Source organism: Oerskovia sp. NPDC060287, assembly GCF_042726775.1.
Lineage (GTDB): Bacteria > Actinomycetota > Actinomycetes > Actinomycetales > Cellulomonadaceae > Oerskovia > Oerskovia merdavium.
On record NZ_JBHXBO010000024.1, the window covers coordinates 1 to 17,357 of the forward strand.

The following is a 17,357-nucleotide window of genomic DNA, read 5'->3' on the forward strand; positions in this document are numbered from 1 at the left end:
GGTCAGGAGTCGTCGCGCGACTCGTCGTCCGCTTCCGTCTCCTCGTCGGTCAGCCCAGCCGTCGGCGCAGGCTCTTCAGCAGCCGCGTCGTCAGCGGTGGTCGGCTCGGCGTCAGGGTCCACTGCCGTTCCGGGCTCGACTGCCGTTCCGGGCTCGACTGCCGTTCCGGGCTCGACTGCCGAGGCCGGAAACTGGTCCTCGTCGGCGACCTCCGGCGCGCCTTCCGTGGACTCGACGTCCGTCAGGACGGTCTCGACGCCCACCGCCTCGACCTCGACCTCGACCGCGGCCTCGGCTTCGGAGAGCGAGACCTCGACCTCGGTGGCGACGTCCGAGGTGACGACCTCCTCGACCGGCGCGGCGCCGTCGTGCTCGTGCTCGTGGGCGTGCGCCGCTGCTGCGGCGATCGTCGCGAGCGTGGCCTTGACGGCCTCACGGGCCTCCGACGTGACCTCGGGCAGGACCGGCACCACGGGAGCCACGGCGACCGGAGCGGTCTCCTTGGTCACGCGCTTGCGGCGCGAGCGCGACCGCGAGCCCTCCGCCTCGGCGGCGGGCTCCTCCGCCACCGGAGCAACAGCCACCGGGGCGTGCTGGTGCTGGCCGCCGCCGTTGTTCGAGCCGCCCGACTTCTCGATCGGGTCGGTGTGCACGATGAAGCCGCGACCGTTGCAGTGGTCGCAGGTCTCGCTGAACGCCTCGACCAGGCCCTGTCCCACGCGCTTGCGGGTCATCTGGACCAGGCCGAGCGAGGTGACCTCGGCGACCTGGTGCTTGGTCCGGTCGCGGCCCAGGCACTCGACCAGACGACGGAGCACGAGGTCACGGTTGGACTCGAGCACCATGTCGATGAAGTCGATGACGATGATGCCGCCGATGTCGCGCAGGCGGAGCTGGCGGACGATCTCCTCGGCGGCCTCGAGGTTGTTGCGCGTCACGGTCTCCTCGAGCGTGCCACCGGAGCCGGTGAACTTGCCCGTGTTGACGTCGACGACCGTCATGGCCTCGGTGCGGTCGATCACGAGCGACCCGCCCGAGGGCAGCCAGACCTTGCGGTCCATGCCCTTGGCGAGCTGCTCGTCGACGCGGTGCGCCGAGAAGGCGTCCTTCTCCGACGTCCAGCGCGAGACGCGCTCCTTGAGGTCCGGCGCGAGCTCGGCGACGTAGCTCGAGATCTCGTTCCAGGCGTTGTCGCCCGAGACGACGAGCGAGCTGAAGTCGTCGTTGAAGATGTCGCGGACGACACGGATCGCGAGGTCGGGCTCGCCCTGGAGCAGTGCGGGGGCGGAAGCCGACTTCGCCTTCTTCTCGATCGCCTCCCACTGGCCCTGCAGGCGCTCGACGTCGGCGCGCAGCTCGTCCTCGCTCGCACCCTCGGCGGCCGTACGGACGATCACGCCCGAGCCCTCGGGGACGATCTCGCGGAGGATCTTCTTGAGGCGGGCACGCTCGGTGTCCGGGAGCTTGCGCGAGATTCCGGTCATGCCGCCACCGGGCACGAACACGAGGTAGCGGCCGGCGAGCGTGATCTGCGACGTGAGGCGCGCCCCCTTGTGGCCGATCGGGTCCTTGGTGACCTGCACGAGCACGGAGTCGCCCGACTTGAGCGCCTGCTCGATGCGGCGCGGCTGGCCGTCCAGGCCGACCGCGTCCCAGTTGACCTCACCGGCGTACAGGACCGCGTTGCGCCCCTTGCCCACGTCGATGAACGCGGCCTCCATGGAGGGCAGCACGTTCTGGACGCGGCCCAGGTAGACGTTGCCGGCCATCGAGACCTGCGACTGCTGGGAGACGTAGTGCTCGACGAGCACGCCGTCCTCGAGCACCGCGATCTGCGTGCGCCCGTTCTTCTCGCGCACGATCATCGCGCGCTCGACCGACTCGCGGCGGGCGAGGAACTCGGCCTCGGTGATGATCTGGCGGCGGCGGCCCGCGTCGCGGCCCTCGCGGCGGCGCTGACGCTTAGCCTCGAGACGCGTCGAGCCCTTGAGCGCGGTGACCTCGTCGGACACGCTGGTGCTGCGCTCGCGCGAGCGGGTGCGGCTCGACGACGACGTCGTCACGGTGACGCCCGCGCTGTCGCCCGACTCGGGGCGGCCGCCACGGCGACGGCGGCGACGGCGACGGCTCGAACCGACCCCCTCCTCGCCGTCGTGCTCGTCGGCGTGCTCGTCGTGCTGGTCGTCCGTCTCGGCCGAGGTCTCGACCGCGCCGGTCGTGTCGGTCGCGTCGGCGGAGGGCGACTGCTGCTCGTGCGAGGACTCGTCGTCCCCGTACTCGTCGTCGTCAGCACCTTCCGCGCGCGGCTCCCCGCCGCGCGAACGGCGGCCACGGCCACCGCGGCGGCGACGACGACGCGGGGCGCCGTCCTCGTCGGTCTCCGTGGCGGGGGCGGGCTCGGCGACCTCGTCGGCCTCGACCACGAGGTCGAGGTCGTCGAGCTCGAGCGCGTCGGCCGGGATCTCGACGCCCTCGGCGACGAGCTCTGCTTCGATCAGCTCGATCTCCTCGACCGCAGCGAGGTCCGCACCCACGAGCACGATCTCCGCAGCGGGCGTGACGGCGGCCGGGGCCGCCTCGGGTGCCGCAGCCGGCGCCGGCTGGGTGGTAGGAGCCGACGAGGCGGCAGCCGACGCAGGAGCACCCGCACCCCGACGGGCAGAACGGCCACGGCCGCCGCGGGTACGCGTGGGCGCCTCGGTCCGCTGCTCGGCGGCGGGCTCGGGAGCCTGCTCGGCGACCGGGACCTGGCGAGCGGGCTCGACGCGAGCCGCGGGGGCCTCGACCTGGGCCGCGGGCTCTTCGGGGGTCCGGGCCGACGGCGTGGCGAAGCTGGGCATGGCGTCGGCCGCGAACGGGGACGTCGTGGGCCGCACGACGCGACGCGAGCGGCGGGGCGCAGCGGCCGGGTCGGGGGCCTGGAAGAGCAGCGCGGTCGTCGCGAGGCGGGGCGTCGCGGAACCGCCGCCCGTCGACGCGGTCGACGGCGCGGGAGCGGGCTCAGCGGCGGGGGTCTCGGGGGCCGGAGCGGCCTTGGACACCTTGTTGACCCGGCGCGAGCGGACCTTGGGCGCTGCGGGCTCGGTCGGGGCCTCGACAGCCGGCACCTGCGCGGCCGGAACGTCCACGACCGGGGCCTCTGCCTCGACGGGCGCGGTGGTCGCGGTCTTCGAGGTCGCGCGGCGACGCTTGGCCGGAGCCTTCTCGACCGGCGCGGGCTCGGCCGGCTCCTCGATCGCGGCCGGAGCCTCGACCGGGGCCGCCTCGGCAGCGCTCGAGCGCGTCGCCCGGCGACGGGTGGCGGCCCGCGGCGCGGCAGGCTCCGTGGGAGCAGCATCCTCGGCAGGAGCCGCAACCTCAGGCGCTGGGGTCTCGACGGGAGCCGCGACCTCGGGGACGACGGCCTCCGCGGCGGGCTTGCGGGTCCGACGGGCGCGGGCCGGCTTCTCGACCGGGGCGTCCTGCTCGGGGGCAGGCGCGAGGCCCAGCTCGGACAGCACGTCGAGCACGGGCGCATCGGCGGCGGCGCGTGCCGCGGCGCCGCGCTTGCCGCCGCGGCGCGGGGCTGCGGGAGGTGCGTCCTGCGCCACGGGCGCGGCCGCGGACTTCTCGGTGACGGCCTTCTCGACGGCCGACTTCTCGACGACGGGCTGCGCGGGCGCCTCGGCGACGGGCTTCTCGGCCGGAGCCTCGACCGGAGCGGTGGTGGGTCGCACGACACGGCGCGAGCGGCGCGGCGCGGCCTCGGCCGAGGGCAGCTCGATGCCGAGCGAGCCCGTAGGGGCGGAGGGGTTCACGGGGGCCGGCTGCGCGGGCGTCGTGACGGCGGGGAGGGTGATCTGGGCCGCGGACGGGGCGTCCGGGGTGCCGGGGGCCGCCGTGGTGCGAGTGACCCGTCGTCGGGCCGGCTTCTTGGCGGGTGCTGCGTCCTGACCGTTCGACGAGCTCGTCGTGTCAGGGGTGTTGTCGAGGGTCACGCGATGCGCTCCTGGTACCCCGAAGGATCGCCCCCACATCGTGCGGCCCGTCGGGCGGTTGTCGTCGGCCGGGGCGTGCGCATCACAGCGCTGTCGTCCCCCGCGACGGAAGTCGGCGGTGGCGGCTCGAGCAAGGGCGAGCGGCGGGGGGCGCCTCGCCGTCCGGGCCATTCATCCCGGTCGGCGGCGCTCCGCGAGCCGCGGATCGCGGTTGCGACGAGCACGTACTGGGCCAGTGGGAGATGTGGTCCCCCCGGCTTGGTCAAGTATCGCACAGCCGAGGTCGATCAGATGGGCAGGTACAGGGTCGGGTGCCGTGTCGTCCAGAGGACCAAGGTCCCGATCCGGACCTTGTGAAGGTTCTCACAAACTGTCGTTTCCCGAGAGTTTTGGCGCCTCCCTGCCTCGCCGATGGTGCAGATTGGTCATAGCGTCAGGAGTACGACTGCTGACCCTGCCCTGAGCTCACCCTCAGAATCCCCCGGTAGCCCCCAGGAAACCCCCCAGGAGCGTTTGTGGACGTCCTCGATCTCGCGAGGTGGCAGTTCGCCATCACGACCGTCTACCACTTCATCTTCGTGCCGCTGACGATCGGGCTCGCCCCCCTCGTCGCCATCATGCAGACCGCATGGGTCCGCACGGGGAACGAGCGGTGGCTCAAGCTCACCAAGTTCTTCGGCAAGCTCCTCCTCATCAACTTCGCGATCGGCGTCGTGACGGGGATCGTGCAGGAGTTCCAGTTCGGCATGAACTGGAGCGAGTACTCACGCTTCGTCGGAGACGTCTTCGGTGCCCCGCTCGCCATGGAGGCGCTCGCCGCGTTCTTCATCGAGTCGACGTTCCTCGGTCTGTGGATCTTCGGCTGGGACCGCCTGTCCAAGCGCGTGCACCTCGCGTGCATCTGGGCCGTCGCGATCGCCGTGAACCTCTCCGCGTTCTTCATCCTCGCGGCCAACTCGTGGATGCAGCACCCGGTCGGGACGATCTACAACCCCGAGACCGGCCGCGCCGAGATGAACGACATCGGTGCGGTGCTCACCAACAACACCCTGTGGGCCGCGTTCCCGCACACCGTGACCGCGGCGTTCCTCACCGCGGGCACGTTCGTGGCAGGCATCGCCGCCTGGTGGATGGTCCGCCTGGTGCGCACCAAGAAGGCCGAGAACATCGAGCTCGCCCGCAACGTCTACCGCCCGGCGATCACGCTCGGCGTCATCACCATGATCATCGCGGGCCTCGGCGTCGCGGTCAGCGGTGACTTCCAGGCCAAGCTCATGTTCCAGCAGCAGCCCATGAAGATGGCGGCCGCCGAGGCGCTGTGCGAGAGCTCGCCCGACGGGGCCCCGTTCTCCATCCTCGCGATCGGCGACCTGTCCGACTCGTGCGAGGGCGTCAACCACATCCTCGAGATCCCCGGCATGACCTCGTTCCTCGCCAAGGGCAGCTTCACGGCCCCGCTGCCGGGCGTCGACGAGGTCCAGCAGACCATGACCGAGCGCTACGGCGACGTCACCGCGGACGGCGAGCCGGTCAACTACTCCCCCAACCTCGGCCTGACCTACTGGAGCTTCCGGCTCATGATCGGGTTCGCGGTCGGCTCGATCGCGCTCTCGCTCATGGCCCTGTGGCTCACCCGCAAGGGCAAGGTCACCGACAACAAGTGGTTCGCACGCGTCGGGATCTGGGCCATCCCCATGCCGTTCATCGCGTCGTCGTTCGGCTGGATCTTCACCGAGACCGGGCGTCAGCCGTGGGTCGTGGCCCCCAACCCGTCAGGGATCGACTCGATCCGCCTGCTCACCGAGCGCGGCGTGTCCACGGTCGTCGGCCCCGGCGTCGTGCTGACCTCCATGATCGTCTTCACGCTCGTGTACGGAGCCCTCGCGGTCGTCTGGTTCAAGCTCATCCACCGGTACACGGTCGAGGGCGTGCCGGACGTCGTGCACGACGACTCCCCCGAGGCGCGCGCCAAGGGCGACCCCGACGACCCGGACTCGACCGACGAGTCCGAACGCCCCCTGTCCTTCGCGTACTGACGCGCTCTGACGGCTCAAGGAGACCCAGTACTCATGGAACTCACCATTCTCTGGTTCGTGCTCATCGCGATCCTGTGGATCGGCTACCTGGTCCTCGAAGGATTCGACTTCGGCGTCGGCATGCTCATGCCGATCCTGTCCCGCAACAAGGACAAGGCCAAGCAGGACACCGAGCGCCGGCTCATCATCAACACGATCGGCCCGGTCTGGGACGGCAACGAGGTCTGGCTCATCACGGCGGGTGGCGCGACGTTCGCGGCGTTCCCCGAGTGGTACGCGACGTTGTTCTCGGGCTTCTACATCCCGCTGCTGCTGATCCTTCTCGCCTTGATCGTGCGCGGCGTCGCGTTCGAGTACCGCGGCAAGATCAACGACGACCGCTGGCGGGCGCGCTGCGACCAGGCGATCATCTTCGGTTCATGGATCCCCGCGATCCTGTGGGGCGTCGCGTTCGCCAACCTCGTCCGCGGTGTCGAGCTCGACGCCGCACACCAGTACGTGGGCGGCTTCTGGGCCCTGCTCAACCCCTTCGCGCTCCTCGGCGGGCTCACGACGCTCGTGCTGTTCCTCCTGCACGGTGCGGTCTTCATCGCCCTCAAGACCGACGGCGAGGTGCGGGTCAAGGCCCGCCGCCTGGCCGGGTACTTCTCGGTCGCCGCGGTCGTCGTGGCCGGCGGCTGGGCCGTGTGGGCCCAGGTCGCCTACTCGGTGCCGTGGACGTGGGCTGCGGTCGTCGTCGCGGCGCTCGCCCTGGTCGGCGTCGTGATCGCCAACGCCAAGGCGCGCGAGGGCTGGGCGTTCCTGTTCTCCGCGCTCGCGATCCTCGCGGCGACCGTCCTGATCTTCGGGTCCATGTACCCCGACGTGATGCCGGCCCACGACCCCGCGAACTCGCTGAACATCGACAACGCGTCCTCGACGCAGTACACGCTGACGGTCATGACCTGGGTCGCCGTGATCCTGGTCCCGGTCGTCCTGCTCTACCAGTCGTGGACCTACTGGGTGTTCCGCCGCCGCCTGTCGACCAAGGACATCCCGCCGCCCATCGGCCTCTCGCTCAAGAAGATCAAGGACGCCGCGTTCGGCGGTCCGTCGTCGGGCAGCGCCAGGTCCCTCGACCTGACCCCCGCCGAGGACGACAAGGACACGGGGACGGGCGCGGCGCCGTCGGGCTCGGGGAAGCGCGGGCCTGGGGACACCTCCGCGTGAAGCCCCTGGATCCACGGCTCCTGCGCCAGGCGCGGGCGGCCCGCGGGTACGTCGTGCTCACGGCGGTGCTCGGCCTCGTGACGGCCGGGCTCGTCGTGGCACAGGCGCTGCTCATCGCGAGCGTCCTGGCCCCCGCGATCCAGGGCGACCTCTCGCTGACCGACGTCGGCACTCCCCTCACGCTGCTCGCTGCGGTCGTGGTGGTGCGCGCCGGGGTCGCGTGGGCGCAGGAGCGGTTCGCGCTCAAGGCTGCGACCAAGACGGTCGCAGAGCTCCGCGAGCAGGTCGTCAGCCATGCGGTGGCCCTGGGCCCCCGCTGGCTGGCGACCGGCCGCGGGCCCGCGGTCGCGACGCTCGCGACGCGCGGGCTCGACGACCTCGAGCCGTACATGGTCAGATACCTGCCCCAGCTCCTGCTCGCGGCGACCGTGACCCCTGCGACCCTCGCGGTCGTCCTGGGGCTCGACTGGATCTCCGCGATCATCATCGCGGTCACGATCCCCCTCATCCCGGTCTTCATGATCCTCGTGGGCCAGCTCACCGCCGGGACGTCCGAGCGGCGCCTCAAGGTCATGCAGCGCCTCGGTTCCCAGGTGCTCGACCTCATGGCCGGCCTGCCCACGCTGCGGGCCTTCGGCCGCGAGCACGGGCCCGAGAAGCGCGTCAGGGCGCTCGGCGACGCCAACCGGCGCGCCACCATGGGGACCCTGCGCGTCGCGTTCCTGTCGGGCATGGTCCTCGAGCTGCTCACGACCCTGTCGGTCGCGCTCGTCGCGGTCGGGATCGGCTTGCGCCTGGTGTACGGCGAGGTCGGGCTCGAGCCCGCGCTCGCCGTGCTGGTGCTGGCCCCCGAGGTCTACCTGCCGCTGCGGCAGGTCGGCATGCACTTCCACGCCTCGACCGACGGGATCGCCGCGGCCAACCAGGCGTTCGAGGTGCTCGACGAGCCGTTGCGGCCCGTCGGCACGACGCCCGCCCCCGCCCTGGCAGGCGCCCGGATCACGTTCGAGGGCGTGAGCGTGCGCGCGGGAGACCGCGACGTGCTCGCCCCCGCGGCGCTCACGACGACCTTCGGCTCCGCTGCCGGCGAGGCGGGCTCCGCGACGGACGCTCCGTCGTCGGGCACCGTGGTGGCCCTGACCGGGCCCAGCGGGTCCGGCAAGACGACCACTGCGCTGGTGCTGCTCGGGCTGCTCGCCCCCGACGCCGGGCGCGTCGTGGTGACCCCCCGCGAGGGCGAGCCCGTCGACCTCGCCGAGATCGACCCGACCACGTGGTGGCCGCAGGTCGCGTGGGTGCCGCAGCGCCCCACGCTCACCCCGGGCACGGTGCGCGACGTCGTGCTCGACGGCCGCGAGGTCCCCGACGACGAGCTCGCCGACGCCGCACGGCTCTCGGGGCTCGACGCCGTGCTCGACGTCCTGCCCGAGGGCTGGGCGACCCCGATCGGCCAGGGCGGCGTGGGCCTCAGCGTGGGCCAGCGCCAGCGCGTGGCCCTCACCGCAGCACTGCTGGGCGACCCCGCTCGCGTGCCGCTCGTGGTGCTCGACGAACCCACGGCGCACCTCGACGCGCGCGGCGAGCGCGCCGTGCTCGACGCCGTCCGGGCCTGGCGCGACCAGGGACGCACGGTCGTCGTGGTCGCGCACCGCACGAGCCTGGTCGAGCTCGCCGACCAGGTCGTCGTGGTCTCGTCGGCCGCGCTCCCCCCGGCTCCCCGCGCCGCTGCCGACGACGCCGCCCCGTCCTCACCCACCTCGTCTGGAGCCGTCGCATGAGCGACCTCGGCACGTCCCCCGACTCCCCCGTCCGCGGTACCGGCACGGCCGACGGAACGGCGACCGATCCCCTGTGGCGCGCGGTACGGCTCCTCGACGTGAGCTGGAGCCGAGCCGCGCGCGCGATCGGGCTGGGCTCGCTCGCGCTGGCCAGCTCGGTCGGGCTCGCGGCCGTCGCCGCATGGCTCATCGCGCGCGCGTCCCAGATGCCGCCCGTGCTCCAGCTCTCGGTCGCGACCGTGGCCGTGCGCGCGTTCGGTATCTCGCGCGGGGTGTTCCGGTACCTCGAGCGGCTGGCCTCGCACGACGTCGCGCTGCGCGGCATGGCCTCGCTCCGCGCCAACGTGTACACCTCGCTGGCCTCCGGACGTACGGCCGCGGTCGCGGGTGTACGTCGCGGCGACCTGCTCGCGCGCGTGGGTGCCGACGTCGACGCGGTGGGCGACGTGGTCGTGCGCGCGATCATCCCCGCGGGCGTGGCCCTCGTGGTGTCCGCGGGCTCGGTCATCCTGGTCGGGGTGTTCCTGCCGTCGGCCGGCGTCGCCCTGTTCCTGTGCCTGCTGCTCGCGGGCGTCCTGGGCCCCTGGCTCTCCGCGCGGGCCGCCCGCCGGACCGAGGAGCGCGGCGCGGCCGCGCGCGCAGAGATGACGTCCACGGTGCTCGAGACCCTCGAGGGCTCGGGACCGCTCACGGTCTCGGGGCGGCTCTCCCAGCGGATGGACGCGTTGCGACGCACCGACCGCGAGCTCGCGGCGGTGACGGACTCGGGGGCCCGGACCTCGGGGACGGCCGCCGCGATCAACAACGTGGCGATCGGGCTCGCGGTGCTCGCTTCGCTGCTGCTCGGCATCCCCGCCGTCGCCGCGGGGACCCTGGCCCCGGTCGAGCTCGCCGTGATCGTCCTGACCCCGCTCGCGGTGTTCGAGGCCGCCGGGGTCCTGCCCGCCGCGGCCGTGCAGATGCACCGCTCGCGCCAGGCCGCACGCCGCATCATGGAGCTGCTCGACGCGGCGGGCGAGGACGGCGACGCCGCCTCTCCCACCCACCCAGAACCCGCCGAGCGGTCGGCAGCGCGCGCCACCCCTGGCACCTCCGCGCCCCTGGACGACCGCCCGGAGGTCGTCGTGGCGGACGCCGCGTGCGGCTGGAACGGCCGCGCGGCCGTGACGGGGATCGACCTCGCGGTCCGCCCCGGTCGGGCGGTCGCGATCGTGGGACCGTCGGGCGTCGGCAAGACGACCCTGCTCATGACGGCCGCGGGGCTCATCCCGCAGGTCTCGGGACGCGTGAGCCTCGACGGCTCGCCGGTCTCGTCCTTCGCACCCGACGACGTCGCCCAGCAGGTGGTCTTCGTCGCCGAGGACGGGCACGTCTTCGACACCACGCTGCTCGAGAACCTCCGCGTCGCCCGCGGCGACGTCACGCCGGACGAGGCCGAGGCCGCCCTGGTCGAGGTCGGGCTCGGCGAGTGGCTCGCGGGCCTGCCCGACGGCGTCGGCACGATCCTCGGCCCGGACGCGATGACCATCTCGGGCGGGGAGCGCCGTCGGCTCCTCGTGGCGCGGGCCCTGCTGGCCCCCGCTCCCCTGCTGCTCGTCGACGAGCCCGCCGAGCACCTCGATCCGGCGACCGCCGACGAGCTGCTCACCCACCTCGTGGAGACCAGCCGGACGGGTGGGCGCGGCGTGGTCGTCGCGACGCACCGGCTCTCTGCGCTCGCCGCGGTCGACGAGGTGCTGCTGCTCGGCCGGACCGACGACGCGAGCCCCGAGAGCCCCGCGACCGTGGTCGCCCGCGGCACCCACGCGGAGCTGCTCGCGCACGACGAGGGCTACCGCTGGGCGCTCGCGCAGGAAGCCGCGGTCTGACACGCGGACCCGAGGCGGGTCGGGCAGGCGAGCCGGCTGGCCCGACCCGCCACGGGTGCGCGACCCGTCAGCCCAGCCGGGACAGGAACAGCGCCTCGCCCACCGCGAGCTGCTCGATCTCGCTCGGCGCGACCGACTCGTTGGGCGCGTGGATGAGGCACGCGGGCTCCTCGACACCGAGCAGGACGATCTGCGCGGCCGGGTACTCGGAGGCGAGCACGTTGCACAGCGGGATCGACCCGCCCTGACCGGCCGTGACGGTCTCCTTGCCGAACGCGTCCGCCAGCGCACGCGAGAGCGTGTCGAAGACGTGACCGTCGGTCCGGGCCTGGAACGGCTGCCCGACGGCGTCGCGCGTCGTCGTGACCTTGACGCCCCAGGGCGCGTGGTTCTCCAGGTGGGCCACGAGCTTGTCCTGGAGGTCCTGCGCGTCCGCCCCCGGTGGGACCCGCAGGTTCAGGCGGGCCGCCGCCCGCGGCTGGATCGCGGCGGCCGAGCCGACGACGTTCGGCGCGTCGATCCCCAGGATCGTGACCGCGGGACGCGACCACAGCTGGTCGGAGACGCGTCCCGACCCCAGCAGCCGGGTTCCCTCGAGCATCCCCGCGTCGCTCCGGAACTGGTCCGGGTCGTAGTCGACCCCCGGCCACGTCGCGTCGGCGATCTCCGGCGGGATGCCGTCGATCGTCGTGTTCCCCGCCTCGTCGCGCAACGAGGACAGGATGTGGACGAGGGCAGCGAGCGCGTCGGGCGCCGCTCCCCCGAACATGCCCGAGTGGATCTCGCCCTCGAGCGCCTCGACCGTCACGACGACGTTGGTCGCACCGCGCAGCGACACCGTGAGCGTGGGGAGGCCGAGGGTCGCGTTGCCCGTGTCGGCGATGAGGATCGCGTCGGCAGCCAGCTCCCCCGGGTGAGCCTCGACGTACTGGTCCAGCCCGCCGGTGCCCTGCTCCTCGGAGCCCTCGATCACGATCCGGATGCCGACCGGGAAGTCGTCACCACCGAGCGCCCGCAGAGCGCGCAGCGCCGTGAGGTGCGTGACGATGTTGCCCTTGCAGTCGGCCGACCCGCGTCCGTACAGGCGCCCGTCGCGCTCGGTGAGCTCGAACGGCGGCGTGAGCCACGCGGCGTCGTCGAGCGGGGGTTGCACGTCGTAGTGCGAGTAGAGGAGCACCGTGGGGGCTCCGGGTGGGCCGGGGCGGTAGCCCAGGACCACGTTCGACCCGTCGGGAGTCTCGACCAGGCGGGCGTCGTCGATCCCCTCGGCACGGAAGGCGTCCGCGACCCAGTGCGCGGCGCGCTCGCAGTCCTCGCGCGGGAAGATCCGTTCGTCGGCGACCGACGGGATCGCGACGAGCGTCCGCAGGTCGTCGAGCGCTCGAGGCAGCAACGAGGCCACCTGTGCCTGGACGGGAGCGAGGTCCAACGGTGTGCTGCTCACGATTCCTCCGGGGTGGTCGTGTTCTCGTCGAGGTTGAGGGAGTCGACATAGGCGTCGAAGTCGTCGAGCTGCTCGGGGCAGTAGACCTCGATCACGAAGCGGTCCCCCTGGAGGCGTCGCTCGTCGACGAGCGACGGCCTGCTGCCAGGACCCGTGGCCCCGTTCGTGGACCCGAGGTTCGCGGTCGCCTTCACCAGGGCGGCCGGGTCGGTGCAGAAGCCGCCGCCGTCGGCGCCCAGCACCGCGACGATCTGGTCCTCGTCGAAGGCGGTGATCCCGATCTCCTCGAACTTGGCGTGCAGCTCGGCGGCCCGCTGCTCGGCGAGCTCGCGGTCCTGCGCGGCGTGGTAGTTGTTGTACAGCACCGCCATGAGGACTCCTACGGCGACGGCCAGGATCGCGGCCGCGGTGTAGACGATCCACCGCCGGTTGTCGTCCGGCTCGTCCTCGTGCTGCGGCAGCCCGTCGGGGCCGTTCGTCGTCGACGTCGTGGTCATGTCACGCCTCCTCCGGTCCGCCCGCGGGGGCATCGACGAGCGGCTCCTCCGGTCCTCCGACGTTGGCCGGGTTCTTCCAGTGCGGCTTGCGCAGGAGGTAGAAGAGCGCGGGCACCAGGATCCCGACGACGCCCAGGCCACCACCCACGATCAGCAGGTAGACCCCTGCGCTGCCGCTCGAGAACTGTGCGGGTGGCACGAAGCCGATGATCATGGCCGCGACCGACGCGAGGAACCCGACCGTGCACAGCAGCGTGAGCGCCGGTGCGCGATACCCGCGCGGGTGGTCGGGCTTGTTCCGCCGCAACCGGACGGCCGCCACGAAGAGCAGGAGGTACATGATCAGGTACACCTGCGTCGTGATGACCGACAGGATCCAGTAGGAGCTCGACACGTCGGGGATGAACGCGTAGAGCAGGGCGATCACCGTAGTCACGAGGCCCTGGGACACCAGGATGTTCTGCTGGACGCCGTGCTTGTTGAGCTTCTGCAGGAAAGGCGGCAGGTACCCCTCCTCGCGGGCCACGGTCAGCAGGCCCTTGGACGGGCCGGCGAGCCAGGTCAGCATGCCGCCGAGCGAGGCCGCGATGAGCATCAGACCCAGGATCGGGGTCAGCCAGCTCACGCCGAAGTTCGCGAAGAACGCGTCGAAGGCCTGCATGACGCCGGCCGTGAGGCTGAGCTGGTCGGCCGGGATGACCCAGCTGATCGCGAGCGCCGGGAGGATGAAGATGACCAGCACGAGGCCGATCGCGAGGAACATCGAGCGGGGGAACTCCTTGGCCGGCTTGCGCAGGCTCGTCACGTGCACGGCGTTCATCTCCATGCCCGCGTACGACAGGAAGTTGTTGACGATGAGCACGAGCGACGCGATGCCCGTCCACTGCGGCAGCAGGTGCGAGGCGTCCATGGGGGCGGCAGAGGTGTTGCCCTGCCCGAGGAACACGAGCCCCAGGACGACGAGCAGCGCACCGGGCACCAGGGTCCCGATGACGAGCCCGAAGCTCGACAGTCCCGCGACCGCCTTGGTGCCCTGCGACGACACCCAGACCCCGGTCCAGAACAGGACCACGATGACGATCGCGACGTACACCCCGTTGCTCGCGAGCGAGGGGTTGATGACGTAGGCGAACGTGCTCGCCACGTACCCGAGGAGACTCGGGTAGTAGAAGATCGTCATGGCGAACTGGCACCAGATCGCCAGGAAGCCCGCGGGCTTCGAGATGCCGTCCGCGACCCAGCGGTACACGCCTCCCGACCAGCCGGACGCGAGCTCGGCCGAGACGAGCGACGTCGGGAGCAGGAACACGAGCGCCGGGACGATGTAGAGGAACACCGCGGCCAGCCCGTAGACCGCCATGGTCGGCGCGGCGCGCAGGCTCGCGACCGACGAGGTGATCATGAACGCGAGCATCAGCCACGTGATGTAGTTCTTGGGGGTCCTGGCGGTGATCGCCGCGCGCATCTCCTCGCGGGTGGGCGGGGCACCGCGGCTCTCGGACGTGACCGACGAGGGCGTCCCTGAACCGCCCGACTCCGCTGTGGGTGAGGCCATCATTCCTCCGTGCCGCCGAGACCCCCCTGGACGGACGGGTCGCCGAGAACCGCTCGAACGTGCCAGACGTTGCGAACATATCGCCCGGCACGGGTTTGCGCTCCCGGAACGGGCCGGCCCCGCGAACACCCGCGACACGCCGGGACGGTCGGGCGTGTCGCGCTGGTAGCGTCGACGCGTCAGCCGCCCGGGAGTCCCGGCCGCCGGCCCGCCCGCACCGCCCTCGCCCCGTCTGGAGCCACGCGTGAAGATCCTCGTCCCCGACACCCTCCCCCTCGACCTCACGTCCCGGGGCGTCGGTGACCCCACGCCGGGCGAGGGCGGCGCGCGGGACGTGTTCGTCGAGTACGACGCCGGGGCTCGCCTCCCGGTCGAGCACCGCGACGCCGAGGTCCTGGTCGCCTGGGCGAACTCCCCGGAGAACCTCGCGGACGCCGCCGCGCACCTCCCCCGGTTGCGCTGGGTCCAGACCCTGGCCGCGGGCCCAGACGCGATCCTCGCGGCGGGCTTCGCCTCGGACGTGGTCGTGACCAACGGCCGGTCGCTGCACGACGGCCCCGTGGCCGAGCACACCTTGGCCCTCACGCTCGCCGCAGTCCGGCGCCTCGACCGGTCGGGCACCGCGCAGCGCGAGCACCGGTGGGACTCCGCCCTGGGGCGCGAGCAGGCCGACCCCGCGACGAGCGGTCGCTTCACGCTGCACGGCGCGCACGTCACCATCTGGGGCTTCGGCTCGATCGCTGCGGCGCTCGCCCCGCTCTACGCCGCTCTCGGGGCCCGGGTCACGGGGGTCGCGAGCAGCGCGGGCGAACGGTTCGGCTTCCCCGTCGTGACCGACGAGGACCTGCCACGGGTCCTGGCGACGACCGACGTCCTGGTCTCGCTGCTGCCCGCGCTCCTGACCACGCGCCACGCGTTCGACGCCGCACGCATCGCCGAGCTCCCGGACCACGCGTGGTTCGTCAACGCGGGCCGGGGAGCCACGGTCGACGAGGTCGCCCTGGTCGCTGCGCTGCGCGAGGGCCGCCTGGGCGGCGCCGCGCTGGACGTGACGGAGACCGAGCCGCTCCCGGCGGACTCACCCCTGTGGGATGCCCCGCGCACGATCCTCACGCCGCACGTCGCAGGGGGCCGGCCCCAGGGTGCGTCGGCCCTGGTCCTGGAGAACCTGGAGAACCTGCGCGCGGGCCGCCCGCTGCGCAACGTGGTCGCGCGGGGCTGAGCACCCGGCGGGCCCGGGCGCGAGAGCGCTACCAGCGCGCGTTGCGCGGGACCTTCTGGCACACGGGGCACGTGTACGACGACCGGTTCATGAACTCGTCACGTCGCACGAGCGCTCCGCAGCGCGTGCACTCCTCGCCCTCGCGGCCATACACCGCGAGCGAGCGCGAGAAGTAGCCGGACTGGCCGTTGACGTTGACGTAGAGCTCGTCGAAGCTGGTCCCGCCCTGGGCCAGGGCCTCTCGCATGACCTCCTCGGCGGCGTCGAGCACGCGGTGCGCCTCGGCCAGGCGCAGGGTGTCGGTGGGGCGCGCGTAGTGGAGGCCGGCGCGCCACAGCGCCTCGTCGGCGTAGATGTTGCCGACGCCGGAGACCAGCCGCTGGTCGAGCAGCGCACGCTTGATCCCGGTCCGACGACGGCGCACCGCCCGTGCGAGGTCGTCGCGCCGCAGCGCGGGGTCGAGCAGGTCGCGCGCGATGTGCGCGGCGGGCTCGGGGATCTCCGCGAGGGGCGACCCCCAGCCGCCCGGCGCGCCGTCGGGGGTCGGTGCGAGATCCGTCACCGACAGGTGCCCGAACGTGCGCTGGTCCACGAAGTCGAGGGTGCGCGGGGCGTCGTCCTCGCCGGTGAGCGCGGACAGCTCGAGCCGGACCCGCAGGTGCGGCACCTTGTCGACCGCGGCGGTCCCCGAGCGGACCAGCAGCTGGCCGCTCATGCCCAGGTGCGCCATGAGCGCGGTGACGTGCCCGCTGGCGTGCGCTGCGGCGTCGGGCAGGTCGCCGGGCGTGCCGTCCTGCGTGTCCTCCAGGAGCAGCCACAGGTACTTGCCGCGGCGCACCGCGGCGCCCACGCGCTGCCCCACGAGCTGGCCCCGGAAGCTGTCCGGGCCGCCCTCGTGACGGCGGACCGAGTAGTCGCGCAGGACCTCGACGCCCGTGACCGTGCGTCCCGTGACGTGGCGGGCGAGGCCGTCACGGACGGTCTCGACCTCGGGGAGCTCAGGCAACGGTGCCCGGGCCGTCGAGGTGCGCGTCCCCCGGGGAGGCGTCCACGGCCGCAGCCCCCGGAACGGGCAGCGGCAGCTTCTGGATGGCGAGGTACGCCATCTCGGCCGCCTCCTGCTCGGCGTACTTCTTGGCCGAGCCGTGGCCCGTGCCGTAGACGACGCCGTCGAGCGAGACCTCGGACGTGAAGGTGCGGGCGTGGTCGGGACCGTCGCCCGTGCTCGCGTAGACCGGAGCGCCCAGGTTGCGGGCTGCGGCGGACTCCTGGAGGGAGGTCTTCCAGTCGAGACCGGCACCCAGGTCCGCGGCGACGGCGAGCGTCGGGTCCACGAGCCGGTGCACGAGGTCGCGGGCGACCTCGAGGCCGTGGCTCAGGTAGGTCGCACCGATCAGCGCCTCGACGGTGTCCGACAGGATCGAGTCCTTGTCGTTGCCGCGGGTACGGACCTCGCCCTTGCCGAGCAGGATGTACCCGCCGAGGCCCAGGTCGCGCGCGATCGCGGCGAGCGACTTCTGCGAGACCGTGGCGGCGCGCATCTTGGCGAGCTCGCCCTCCGGCAGGTCCGGGTGGCGGCGGTACAGCGCCTCGGTCACGACGAGCCCCAGCACGGTGTCCCCGAGGAACTCGAGGCGCTCGTTGGTGGGGATGCCGCCGTGCTCGTGGGCGAAGGAACGGTGCGTCAGTGCAAGCACGAGAAGCTCGGGATCCAGGTGGATCCCGAGCCTCTCGAGAAGACCGGCGGCCGCAGGGGCTTCCGGCGTCACGC

Annotated in this window: 11 protein-coding genes; 5 read left to right on the forward strand and 6 right to left on the reverse strand. The window is 72.7% G+C overall.

What is annotated here, in order from left to right; genetic code table 11:
• Window positions 1–2: 2 nt before the first annotated feature.
• A complete protein-coding gene (locus ACFWFR_RS03825) occupies window positions 3–3,977 on the reverse strand; it encodes an Rne/Rng family ribonuclease (RefSeq protein ID WP_377621300.1) in 3,975 nt (1,324 codons plus the stop codon).
• 515 nt (window positions 3,978–4,492) lie between these two features.
• Between ACFWFR_RS03825 and ACFWFR_RS03830 the strand changes: the two genes are divergently transcribed.
• Genes ACFWFR_RS03830 through cydC form a run of 4 tightly spaced genes read left to right on the forward strand, consistent with a single transcriptional unit; the run spans window position 4,493 to window position 10,868 of the window.
• Window positions 4,493–6,013, forward strand: a complete 1,521-nt coding sequence (locus ACFWFR_RS03830) for a cytochrome ubiquinol oxidase subunit I (protein ID WP_191803101.1) — start codon at window positions 4,493–4,495, stop codon at window positions 6,011–6,013.
• A gap of 33 nt (window positions 6,014–6,046) precedes the next feature.
• Window positions 6,047–7,222 (forward strand): cytochrome d ubiquinol oxidase subunit II, encoded by a 1,176-nt coding sequence (cydB, locus tag ACFWFR_RS03835; RefSeq protein WP_377621301.1) that lies wholly within the window; start codon window positions 6,047–6,049, stop codon window positions 7,220–7,222.
• On the forward strand, window positions 7,219–9,000 hold the full coding sequence (gene cydD, locus ACFWFR_RS03840) for a thiol reductant ABC exporter subunit CydD (protein WP_377621302.1): 1,782 nt from the start codon (window positions 7,219–7,221) through the stop codon (window positions 8,998–9,000). The genes cydB and cydD overlap by 4 nt, the downstream gene beginning before the upstream one ends.
• Window positions 8,997–10,868, forward strand: a complete 1,872-nt coding sequence (gene cydC / locus ACFWFR_RS03845) for a thiol reductant ABC exporter subunit CydC (RefSeq protein ID WP_377621303.1) — start codon at window positions 8,997–8,999, stop codon at window positions 10,866–10,868. The genes cydD and cydC overlap by 4 nt, the downstream gene beginning before the upstream one ends.
• A gap of 67 nt (window positions 10,869–10,935) precedes the next feature.
• Here the strand turns inward: cydC and ACFWFR_RS03850 are convergent, their stop codons facing one another.
• From ACFWFR_RS03850 to ACFWFR_RS03860, 3 genes are read right to left on the reverse strand one after another with little or no spacing between them, the layout of a single operon-like run.
• On the reverse strand, window positions 10,936–12,312 hold the full coding sequence (locus ACFWFR_RS03850; RefSeq protein ID WP_377621304.1) for a dipeptidase: 1,377 nt from the start codon (window positions 12,310–12,312) through the stop codon (window positions 10,936–10,938).
• A complete protein-coding gene (locus tag ACFWFR_RS03855; protein WP_377615898.1) occupies window positions 12,309–12,809 on the reverse strand; it encodes a hypothetical protein in 501 nt (166 codons plus the stop codon). The genes ACFWFR_RS03850 and ACFWFR_RS03855 overlap by 4 nt, the downstream gene beginning before the upstream one ends.
• Window position 12,810: 1 nt before the next feature.
• Window positions 12,811–14,364 carry an APC family permease gene (locus tag ACFWFR_RS03860; protein WP_377615899.1) on the reverse strand — a complete coding sequence of 518 codons (1,554 nt, stop codon included), beginning with the start codon at window positions 14,362–14,364 and terminating at the stop codon, window positions 12,811–12,813.
• A gap of 244 nt (window positions 14,365–14,608) precedes the next feature.
• Here ACFWFR_RS03860 and ACFWFR_RS03865 point away from each other — a divergent pair, with 244 nt between their 5' ends.
• Window positions 14,609–15,586: an NAD(P)-dependent oxidoreductase gene (locus ACFWFR_RS03865; protein ID WP_377621306.1), complete on the forward strand. Its 978-nt coding sequence runs from the start codon at window positions 14,609–14,611 to the stop codon at window positions 15,584–15,586.
• Between the two features lie 28 nt (window positions 15,587–15,614).
• Here ACFWFR_RS03865 and mutM read toward each other — a convergent pair whose 3' ends face one another.
• Together mutM and rnc are read right to left on the reverse strand one after the other, a co-directional pair.
• Window positions 15,615–16,592: a bifunctional DNA-formamidopyrimidine glycosylase/DNA-(apurinic or apyrimidinic site) lyase gene (gene mutM / locus ACFWFR_RS03870; protein ID WP_377621308.1), complete on the reverse strand. Its 978-nt coding sequence runs from the start codon at window positions 16,590–16,592 to the stop codon at window positions 15,615–15,617.
• On the reverse strand, window positions 16,585–17,355 hold the full coding sequence (gene rnc, locus ACFWFR_RS03875) for a ribonuclease III (protein WP_377621309.1): 771 nt from the start codon (window positions 17,353–17,355) through the stop codon (window positions 16,585–16,587). Before rnc ends, mutM begins: the two co-directional genes overlap by 8 nt.
• Window positions 17,356–17,357 lie beyond the last annotated feature (2 nt).

Bases quoted from the DNA above. Each gene is read 5' to 3' on its own strand.
- cydB (WP_377621301.1), top strand. From the start codon at position 6,047: ATGGAACTCACCATTCTCTGGTTCGTGCTCATCGCGATCCTGTGGATC.
- cydC (WP_377621303.1), top strand. From the start codon at position 8,997: ATGAGCGACCTCGGCACGTCCCCCGACTCCCCCGTCCGCGGTACCGGC.
- ACFWFR_RS03855 (WP_377615898.1), bottom strand. From the start codon at position 12,809: ATGACCACGACGTCGACGACGAACGGCCCCGACGGGCTGCCGCAGCAC.
- ACFWFR_RS03860 (WP_377615899.1), bottom strand. From the start codon at position 14,364: ATGGCCTCACCCACAGCGGAGTCGGGCGGTTCAGGGACGCCCTCGTCG.